Source organism: Anoxybacteroides tepidamans (genome assembly GCF_014201465.1).
Lineage (GTDB): Bacteria > Bacillota > Bacilli > Bacillales > Anoxybacillaceae > Anoxybacteroides > Anoxybacteroides tepidamans.
This window is the reverse complement of sequence record NZ_JACHEP010000040.1, coordinates 1-8,839: the sequence shown is the minus strand read 5'-3', so window position 1 is coordinate 8,839 and position 8,839 is coordinate 1. Positions and strand designations below refer to the sequence as shown.

Genomic DNA, 8,839 nt, shown 5'->3' with positions numbered 1-8,839 from the left:
ATGAAGCTTAAATCCGTAGTACCACTGCTTTTTGGACGCACAAAGCCCGATGTCCGCGATTCCTTGAAATCGTTTGACACGGTACATTCTTGCGGAATGGCACAACTCGAGTGGCATGCTATCTACTACCGCATAGGCGTGGTGTTGACCACGTTTTGCTAGCTCATGGCGAATCCATTGGATCGCAAAGCGCAGCGCACAAGAGCGGCGATTGTATCGAGAACGTTCGAGAAAATGTCCATCAGTGAACAAGTTCCCAGTCACAAAGCGATGCCATGCACGTTCGGAAGAGAAGCCAAGCAACTTTCCTAAAAGATGAATGGCAATGATCACCGCGTCTTCTTGTTTCGCCAAATGACGATTGCGACGTTGCAAATACATTTGAATCGATGGCAGTTGAGCAGAAACAAAGAAAAAAATGGCTGCATATTGTTTTTGAATCTTTGCTTGATCTGTAGTAAAATGAAAATGCTCTTGCATGGGGATTCTCCTTTCGAATGTTGGATCGCACTTTCATTCTACAGGAGATCCAAAGGCAAGGGCTATTTTTATGCTTACTCGATTTTATCTAGCACCACGGGTACCTAACTGTGTTTTATATTCGTTTAACAGTTTTTCAATGCTCCTTAACTTTCCTTTTCCTAGTTTTCCATAATAATCTATATGTTGATTAACTGCTTTCAAAGCTATTCGCAATTGCTCCACACCATAATCTTTATGTATATTTTCTAAGTAGTAACGAGTAGCCTCAGTATTAATTGTTCGAGTATATTTTTCGCCCTGCATCATCGAACAAAATGCTCCAATATAATGACTAGCACTGCCTTGATGCATTCCAACCTCTTTATAGAGATTATTCGCAGCAGATGTTTTGTCGATTTGTTTATGATAAACTTTTTTGGCATACTCATAACTTTTTTCGATCATTTCTCTGGTTATTTTCATAAATATCCCCCTCTCGTATGCCCTTTTTTTCCTGCCCTTGCCCTTACTGACCTCTTCTCTCCCTTGGCGAGTGTTGGTCAAGGGCGAATCCGATTCCACAATCCCCTTCATTTTCCTTCAAAAGGTAGCTTGGGATCACTTTTCATAGAATTTTTGACGCTACCTCCATATGTATGATTATATAAAAATATTTGGAAATTGTCATTATGGAAGCAATACGAACGTTTTTCCAAAGAATGAGCGTTGTATTGTATCCGTGAAAAAACAAATGGAATTTTTCCAGAAGTTCTTGCAGTATGATGAGCGATGCAGCGTTCCCGTTTGATTGAACGAATATTCACGATTAACAAGGAGGTGGGAGTAATGGAGATTAAGAAGGCAATTGGAGAGAACTTACTTTTCACGCCCCGAGGATTGTCGAGATTTGTAGAAACACAGATTCATAGCATGGCTCTCTGTTTTGCATGTGTGCTCCTCAAAATCTGTTCTCTTGCCAAACAAATAAACGCAAAATTCATTTTCCCCTCATTAAAAAAGCCACTTTCCCTGATTTTTTTGCTTTTTATCGCAAAAAAAGAACGCTAGAAAATCCATTTTCCCTATTTGCATTTCCCTTATTCCTCTATTTTAATCAAGTTGTACTCTCCTACATTCCACGAAAGGATGATCCTCATGCAATACCTCGATTTGAAAATGGATTTTATGTTTAAGCAGCTGTTTGGCCATCCGAGCCGAAAGTCGATTACGATGGCGTTTTTAAACGCGCTTTTGCATCGGACAGGGGACGAGCGAATCGTCGATGTGCAGTTTGAAAATACTGAGCTAACGAAAGAAACAGAAGACGGGAAAACAGGACGGTTAGACGTCATCGTCCGCACGAATCTTGGCGAGCGCATTCATGTCGAGATTCAAATTATCCCGCAATACGGCATGCCGGAACGGCTGTTGTACTATTGGGCACGGTTGTTTTCATCTTCACTATTAAAAGGAGAACGGTATGACACACTTCCCCCGACCATTATGATTGCCATCCTTAACTATCCGCTCTTTCCGCACGAAACCGACCGCTTCCATACCGTGTTTCACATTCGCGAAGATGAAGAGCAATTTCTTTGGAGCCATCACCTTGAATTTCATGTGCTTGATTTGTCACAATTTATGGTAAAATGGAAGAAATACCGTCGGGATGTAAAACAATTGCCCGAATGGCCATGGCTAACGATGTTGTCGGCGGTGGACAGTCGGACGAAAAAGATTGATGAAGAGATGGTTCGCGAATTGGAGGGAGTCGCGATGACAGAACAAGAAATTTTAGAAGCGTTAGAAGAGTGGCAAAATTTGAGCGTCGACCCAGAAAACCGATATGCATACGAAATGCGGTTGAAATGGCTGCTTGATCAATTATCGAACATTCGCGGAAGTCGGGAAGAAGGACGAGAAGAAGGTTTGAAAGAAGGTTTGAAAAGAGGATTGGAACAAGGACGGGCAGAGGGACTGAAAGAAGGCATGAAGCAAAAAGAACGGGAAATGATTAGGAAAATGATCGAAAAAGGGATGAGCATTGCCGAGATTGCAAACATGCTTGACTTGACGGAAGAAGAAGTGAAAGGAAGAGTGAAAAATCAATAAGAAGAGGTTTCTGCGATCCTGTTTGTTGAAGAGTTACATCGGCTATCATTCTTTCTTTGAGGTGATAACAATGAAATGGCAGGAAGTGCGCACATTGTATCCAAATCAGTTTGTAAAGCTACACATATTGAAATCTCGTTTACATGGAGACAAAGAGATTGTTGAAGAAGTAGCTGTTGTTGGTACAGTTCCCGATGAGAATGCCACTCGCGAGTTGTTGCAATCGAAAGGAAACGAACTCGTGTATCATACGAGTCATGAGGACATTGTTTTGCAAGTGAGAGGAATGATTAGTTTGAGAGGAAAGGCTCGCTATGCAGATTGAATATCGCGACGGTTTATTGTTTACGTCAATTGAAATTGTTTATCGTGGGAAAACGAAGAGGATTGATAATATGGTTATTGATACTGGTGCTGCTAAAACATTAATCTCGCAACATGCAGTAGAAGATATAGAGTTATGGGTGGAGAGAGGGGATCGTATTGTTACTTACTATGGAGTAGGTGGCAAAGAGCATGCATTTACAAAGAAATTGGATACAGTTAAGCTAGGCTCTTTTCAATTAAGGGAGTATGAAGTTGATTTTAGCGGGATGGATTATGCGGGAATTAACGGGTTGCTAGGATTAGACGTATTGATAGAGGGTGGGTTTGTTTTAGATCTACACAAATTAAAAATGTACAATTGGTCACGGTGCCCGTCGCACCCAGAGAATTGCTAAGATTTACAGAAACAGAGAGTCATAGCGTGGCTCTCTGTTTTTGTATGTGCGCCCTGCATGGGTGTAGTCTATATGGTGAAAGTCCAAAACTGCGAAAGAAGAAGTAGCAGTTCGCTTAATGCAACGGTGTTCGTGTCGACGCGGAGTCTGAAGAAAGCGAACGACAAACTCTTGGTCTGAAAAACGCTGTTTTCGATACATTATCTTCAAAAGGAGAAAGTCATCCTAAGATGAGGGAGAGTTTTTTGTTGTGATCGTTTGAATTTTTGGTCGATATGTTCGTTTTCCGCAGGGGATTTGTAGTCGTTTTTACAATATTCGACAACATTTTCTGTGACATTTCAGTACAATAGAATTGACGGAGATTTTCGATTTATAAGGGAGGAAAGAGGCTTGTTAGCTGAAATATATGGGAAAATATCCTCAAACGGTTCGAACTTCAGTGAACGTCTCGAAGACCAGTTAACAGCGAACGTGTTTGGCACGTTGCGTTATCTCCCTTTTCACAAAGGGATTCAGCCGCTTTTGAGCAGGGCTGTCTTTTTTTCTCCAGCTACTCAAACGGTATTTCAAAAAGGTTTAGCCACACAAAATGATGAGTTTATCGGCGAGAAAGTTACGTTTTGGTCAAAGAGGGAAAGAAGCGAAATGGATGTTTGGCTCGAATTGGATCATTTGACGATAGGAATTGAGGTGAAATATTATAGCCCTTTATCGTCAGACGATCAATTGGAGCGAGAGGCGTTGGATTTATTAGCGGATAAAAAACAAACTCCTAAGTTTTTGCTTTTGCTGGGGAAAGAACCGGAAGTGAACATGATGGCTAAAAGGGCGATAGAAGAGCGAAAGTTGCCAAGCGGTGTTCATTTCGGATATATGTCATGGCAAGAAGTGTTCATGCAGCTGATGCATATGCAGAAAGATGAAACGTTAAATGAATTTGAAAGGTTAATGTTGAAAGATTTAGTTGCTTTATTGAGAAAGAAGGGATTTGAGCGTTTTCAAGGTTTCCAACATCTTTCTTATCCTATTGTTGAATATGGTTCTTATTTTTGTTTTCATTCGGATGAACAGTTTTTTCATTTTGATGTAAGTAGGATTGAAAAGGGGAGATATTATGAGTTTCACTAGTGTACGGGAAAACATTAAAAACGCGTTTGAAGTTGTACGAAAAACGTATGAGAATGTTGATAAACTGTTAGCGGAATTGGATCGTCAATCGGTTGAATGCGGATTTGTTCCAGTTATTCCACAATTTTTACGTTGGAAGTCCGATCGCGAGTATGGAGGGTGGTTCATCCAATCTTTTATTAAGCTATACCAGAGAGACTCTGCTCCTCCTTGTCAGTCGGGGAATGGATTGAAAAACGACCCAATCTATGCGATTGAACTGTCTTTTGAAGAAGAACCGCGAATGACGTTATGCAAATATGTATACCCATCTCTTGAGCATTGGGATAAACCGCCGAGCGTTTCTGAGCATTGGCTTTTCTATTGGCCTTTATACGATGACGATAATTTTACTGATATCCAACTTGAAAATAGAATTGGCAAAACGATTCCAAACAATGAGAAGGTCTCAGAGAAATATGGCAAAATTCAAGAAATTATTTGGAAGGAAATCGACTTATTATCCGTTACATCAACAAACATAAAAGATACGGTGTTTGATGAGTTGAAGCGTTTGTGATTTATGGACTGAATGAGAAAGTGAGAAACTTCACCATGTTTGACTCGTTCATTTCCATCGCTGCCGAACCAAGTCAACTCCTAGCAGCTTTATGTGATGAACTGGAGCTAGTTCGATTGGAGGGAATGGAATTGGAATTCAACCATATTATCGCGGAAATAAATAACAGGGTCGGCATTATTACATTAAATCGCCCTGAAAAAAAGAATGCCATATCCATGCAAATGAGAGAGGAAATCTCAAAATGCCTAAATGCTTGGAAAACAAGCGACGATGTGATGGCTGTGATCATTACGGGTTCATCTGCTGCATTTTCCGCCGGATTTGATTTATCCGAATTTAACAATCCCGAGCAATTCGGTCGTTTATTACAATCATCGTCACAATACCATAAGGATATTTGGCTATTTCCCAAACCAACCATTGCGGCAGTCAACGGCGTTGCACTTGGAGGCGGATTTGATTTGGCGGTCTTTTGCGACTTTAGAATTTGTACGGAATCCGCTTTATTCGGCCATCCTGAAGTTAAATTTGGGGCACCTCCGCTCATCACACCGCTTCGATGGATTGTGGGAGAGGGCATAGCGAGAGAACTATGCCTGACTGGTCGTACAATTGATGCGAATGAAGCTTTACGCATCGGGTTGACAAATGAAATTGTCATAGATAAGAACATTTTAGATCGTGCTATGGAACTGGCCGAAACCATATTAGAAGCCCCAAATGATACGTTGCTTTATTTAAAATCATTTATGACGAGCAGCAAGCAAAAAGAATTTGAAACCTGCTTCTCCATCGAGCATGATGAAGCTTTTCGGAAGCTGCTGTTCCCCAAAGCAGAGGCAGGACTAAAAAAGAATCACGGCTCCAGATCATGATGCAGTGCACTGTCCCACCCCGAGAATTATTTATAGAAACAGAGAGTCATAGCGTGGCTCTCTGTTTTTGCATGTGCGCTCCTCTAAAGGCAAGGTGCCGCACGACGCAGAATGACGAACGTTGCGAGAGTAGCAGGTAAAGCGAAATCTATTCCCCTGCCAACAATTACCCAAAAACGAGATAACAAAAATTCATTTTTACCGCATTTAAGAGCCAATTTCCCCGGCTCTTTTTGCTTTTTATTGTAGGGAATATTCCTGAAAATGGAATTTCTCCCATTTGCATTTCCCGTATTTCCCGGTTTTAATCAAATTGTCCCTCTACATTCCACGAAAGGATGATCCTCATGCAATACCTCGATTTGAAAATGGATTTTATGTTCAAGCAGATGTTTGGTCAACCGAGTCGCAAGTCAATTACGATGGCGTTTTTAAACGCGCTTTTGCATCGGACAGGGGACGAGCGAATCGTCGATGTGCAGTTTGAAAATACTGAGCTAACGAAAGAAACAGAAGACGGAAAAACAGGGCGGTTAGATGTCATTGTCCGTACGAATCTTGGCGAGCGCATTCATGTCGAGATTCAAATTATCCCGCAATACGGCATGCCGGAACGGCTATTGTATTACTGGGCGCGGCTATTTTCGTCTTCGCTATCAAAAGGAGAACGGTACGAAACACTTCCTCCAACGATTATGATCGCCATCCTCAACTATCCGCTCTTTCCACACGAAACCGACCGCTTCCACACCGTCTTTCACATTCGTGAAGACGAAGAACAGTTTCTTTGGAGCCCACATCTTGAATTTCATGTGCTTGATTTGTCACAATTTATGGTAAAATGGAAGAAATACCGCCGGGATGTAAAACAATTGCCCGAATGGCCATGGCTGACGATGTTGTCGGCGGTAGACAGCCGGAAGAAAAAGATTCACGAAGAGATGTTTCGCGAATTGGAGGGAGTCGCGATGACAGAACAAGAAATTTTAGAAGCGTTAGAAGAGTGGCAAAGTTTGAGCGTCGACCCAGAAAACCGCTACGCATACGAAATGCGGTTGAAATGGCTTCTTGATCAACTATCGAACATTCGCGGAAGTCGAGAGGAAGGGATAAAGGAAGGAATAAAGGAAGGCATGGAGAAAAAAGAACGCGAAATGATTCAAAAAATGCTCGAAAAAGGAATGAGCGTTGCGGAAATCGCCAATATACTGGATATGACCGAAGAAGAAGTTCGGAGAAGATGTTGAACATCGTGCATTTCACCTGTTGAAAAATGATAAACGAAGAAAAGATGATGTTCCGAAGGGTCGGTAAAACGACCTTTTTCGTTTGTGCCTGTCACCTGTCTTTTTTATCAAAAATTCATTTTCACCTTAAAAGCCCCTTATACCCTTGTTTTTTGTCCATTTTTCCCTCATCTGAGAGCCCATGATGATCCCTTCCTGTTGTATATGAACAGTTTATGTGTGTGGAAATATCTAACATTTTATGACAGCTTCTTTTTGTCCTCTCGTCCTTGACATCCTGCTCGCCATCTTTGGAGATCGGTTGTCAAGGGCGGATCAGACTTGGATGAGCGAAGCGATAGTCGTAGGGACGGTTTAGACGACTTTTGACACATGTATAAATAGTTGCACTTAGTCTTGAAGTGACGACGGTTCGCTGTTTTTTACAGTTTCGTATGTCTTTGGCATTTTCGTTGCAAAATACACACCGGTAAGTACGAGGATGCCTCCGACGATTTGGGTTGTTAAAATTTTTTCTCCTAAGAGTATTGTGATGAGGGCTGTAAACACCGCTATTAAATTTAAGTAAACCCCCGCATGGCTTGGTCCTACTTTTTTGACAGAGATATTCCAAAATATAAATGAGCAGGTCGATGGAAATATCCACATGTAAACAATTCCGACAACCGCTCTTGTGCTTAGTTGAGCTAGGTTAAATGGTTCGATCAGCAGAAAAGGAAATAGAAAAATAACGCTAAAAAGAACCGAGCAAGCAGTCGCAGTAATCGGAGGAACAGCTAGTTTTTTTGCGATAATCGAGTAGAACACCCACGTTAAGTTTGCGGCAATCATCATTAAGTCCCCACGATTATATGTAGTTTGAAAGATTTGTTCTAGGTGCCCCTTCGTTAAAATCAACAGCACACCGATAAGAGAAAGAGCAAATCCTCCTACATTCACTAAACGGATTCTTTCCTTTAATATAAAATATGAAAAAATGACAATCATCGCCGGGTTTAGCGAATTGACAATCGAAGCATTCATCGGCGAGGTGTACTCTAAAGCCCCATGAAATAAAAGGTTATAACCGATAACCCCGAAAATTCCCATCGCGCATAACGGCAGCCAGTAATTTCTAAAAATTTTACGATAATTGGGACGTTCCAAAAAATAAGAAAACGGAATAAGAAAAACTAATGCCAAAAACCATCTCGTAAAAGTAATCCATAACGGGCTCATTTCGTTAACAACATATTTGCCAACCACGTAATTTCCTGCCCAAAATAAGTTGGCTAAAATTAAAAATATCCTCTCTTTCATAAAAAAATCCCCCATTGTTATGAAATAAAATTTTGTATTCCATTTTACCAAATAATTGTTACAAATTAAACGTCAAATAGCCCCACCTTTTGGAATGCCGGGGCTTGAGGTATTATTTAGTTAATTGATGAAAAGCAATGCATGAAACAGGGAGTGTGGTTGACCAAGGAAGCATTTGATCCAATGCGTTCTTGTCTGACAAATCCATATTGGGAAGCTTTTCAAAAAGATGGTAGCGTCAAAAAATCTATGAAAAGTGCTCACAAGCTGCCTTTTTGAGGAAAATAAAAGGGATTGTGGGAATGGATTCGCCCTTGACCAACACTCGCCAAAAGAAAGAAAGGGTCAGTAAGGGCAAGGGCAGAAAAAAAGGGCATAGGAAAGCAGCCCTTGCCCATTCCTTATTTTACCTTTGGCGAGGTTCGGATG

The 8,839-nt window shown here is 41.1% G+C and carries 11 protein-coding genes; 8 read left to right on the top strand and 3 right to left on the bottom strand.

Features of this window, described 5'->3' with window-relative positions; all coding sequences use genetic code 11:
* Together HNQ34_RS17025 and HNQ34_RS17020 are read right to left on the bottom strand one after the other, a co-directional pair.
* On the bottom strand, positions 1-480 hold a 480-nt coding region (locus tag HNQ34_RS17025), incomplete at its 3' end, for a transposase (protein WP_281376077.1).
* A gap of 84 nt (positions 481-564) precedes the next feature.
* Complete coding sequence (locus HNQ34_RS17020) at positions 565-945, bottom strand: hypothetical protein (protein ID WP_183256511.1); 381 nt, start codon at positions 943-945, stop codon at positions 565-567.
* Positions 946-1,308: 363 nt separating this feature from the next.
* On the opposite strand from HNQ34_RS17020, the gene HNQ34_RS17015 reads away from it, so the two are divergent.
* The 8 genes from HNQ34_RS17015 to HNQ34_RS16980 all read left to right on the top strand — a co-directional run bounded on the left by HNQ34_RS17015 (position 1,309) and on the right by HNQ34_RS16980 (position 7,111).
* Positions 1,309-1,530 carry a hypothetical protein gene (locus tag HNQ34_RS17015; protein WP_183256510.1) on the top strand — a complete coding sequence of 74 codons (222 nt, stop codon included), beginning with the start codon at positions 1,309-1,311 and terminating at the stop codon, positions 1,528-1,530.
* A gap of 87 nt (positions 1,531-1,617) precedes the next feature.
* Positions 1,618-2,574 (top strand): Rpn family recombination-promoting nuclease/putative transposase, encoded by a 957-nt coding sequence (locus HNQ34_RS17010; protein ID WP_183256509.1) that lies wholly within the window; start codon positions 1,618-1,620, stop codon positions 2,572-2,574.
* Positions 2,575-2,644: 70 nt separating this feature from the next.
* On the top strand, positions 2,645-2,899 hold the full coding sequence (locus HNQ34_RS17005) for a hypothetical protein (RefSeq protein WP_183256508.1): 255 nt from the start codon (positions 2,645-2,647) through the stop codon (positions 2,897-2,899).
* A complete protein-coding gene (locus HNQ34_RS17000) occupies positions 2,889-3,296 on the top strand; it encodes a retropepsin-like aspartic protease (protein WP_183256507.1) in 408 nt (135 codons plus the stop codon). The genes HNQ34_RS17005 and HNQ34_RS17000 overlap by 11 nt, the downstream gene beginning before the upstream one ends.
* Positions 3,297-3,689: 393 nt before the next feature.
* A complete protein-coding gene (locus HNQ34_RS16995; protein ID WP_183256506.1) occupies positions 3,690-4,427 on the top strand; it encodes a hypothetical protein in 738 nt (245 codons plus the stop codon).
* Positions 4,414-4,986 carry a hypothetical protein gene (locus HNQ34_RS16990; RefSeq protein ID WP_183256505.1) on the top strand — a complete coding sequence of 191 codons (573 nt, stop codon included), beginning with the start codon at positions 4,414-4,416 and terminating at the stop codon, positions 4,984-4,986. Before HNQ34_RS16995 ends, HNQ34_RS16990 begins: the two co-directional genes overlap by 14 nt.
* The gene (locus HNQ34_RS16985) at positions 4,983-5,864 is read left to right on the top strand and encodes an enoyl-CoA hydratase/isomerase family protein (protein ID WP_312856150.1); all 882 of its coding nucleotides are present in this window, start codon (positions 4,983-4,985) and stop codon (positions 5,862-5,864) included. The genes HNQ34_RS16990 and HNQ34_RS16985 overlap by 4 nt, the downstream gene beginning before the upstream one ends.
* Before the next feature lie 347 nt (positions 5,865-6,211).
* Positions 6,212-7,111 carry an Rpn family recombination-promoting nuclease/putative transposase gene (locus HNQ34_RS16980; protein WP_183256504.1) on the top strand — a complete coding sequence of 300 codons (900 nt, stop codon included), beginning with the start codon at positions 6,212-6,214 and terminating at the stop codon, positions 7,109-7,111.
* A 390-nt stretch (positions 7,112-7,501) separates the two neighbouring features.
* On the opposite strand, the gene HNQ34_RS16975 is transcribed toward HNQ34_RS16980, so the two are convergent.
* Positions 7,502-8,410, bottom strand: coding sequence for a DMT family transporter (locus HNQ34_RS16975; protein ID WP_183256503.1), 909 nt, complete (start codon positions 8,408-8,410; stop codon positions 7,502-7,504).
* Positions 8,411-8,839 lie beyond the last annotated feature (429 nt).

Bases quoted from the DNA above. Each gene is read 5' to 3' on its own strand.
- HNQ34_RS17015 (WP_183256510.1), top strand. From the start codon at position 1,309: ATGGAGATTAAGAAGGCAATTGGAGAGAACTTACTTTTCACGCCCCGA.
- HNQ34_RS16975 (WP_183256503.1), bottom strand. From the start codon at position 8,410: ATGAAAGAGAGGATATTTTTAATTTTAGCCAACTTATTTTGGGCAGGA.
- HNQ34_RS17020 (WP_183256511.1), bottom strand. From the start codon at position 945: ATGAAAATAACCAGAGAAATGATCGAAAAAAGTTATGAGTATGCCAAA.
- HNQ34_RS17010 (WP_183256509.1), top strand. From the start codon at position 1,618: ATGCAATACCTCGATTTGAAAATGGATTTTATGTTTAAGCAGCTGTTT.
- HNQ34_RS16980 (WP_183256504.1), top strand. From the start codon at position 6,212: ATGCAATACCTCGATTTGAAAATGGATTTTATGTTCAAGCAGATGTTT.
- HNQ34_RS17000 (WP_183256507.1), top strand. From the start codon at position 2,889: ATGCAGATTGAATATCGCGACGGTTTATTGTTTACGTCAATTGAAATT.
- HNQ34_RS17005 (WP_183256508.1), top strand. From the start codon at position 2,645: ATGAAATGGCAGGAAGTGCGCACATTGTATCCAAATCAGTTTGTAAAG.
- HNQ34_RS16990 (WP_183256505.1), top strand. From the start codon at position 4,414: ATGAGTTTCACTAGTGTACGGGAAAACATTAAAAACGCGTTTGAAGTT.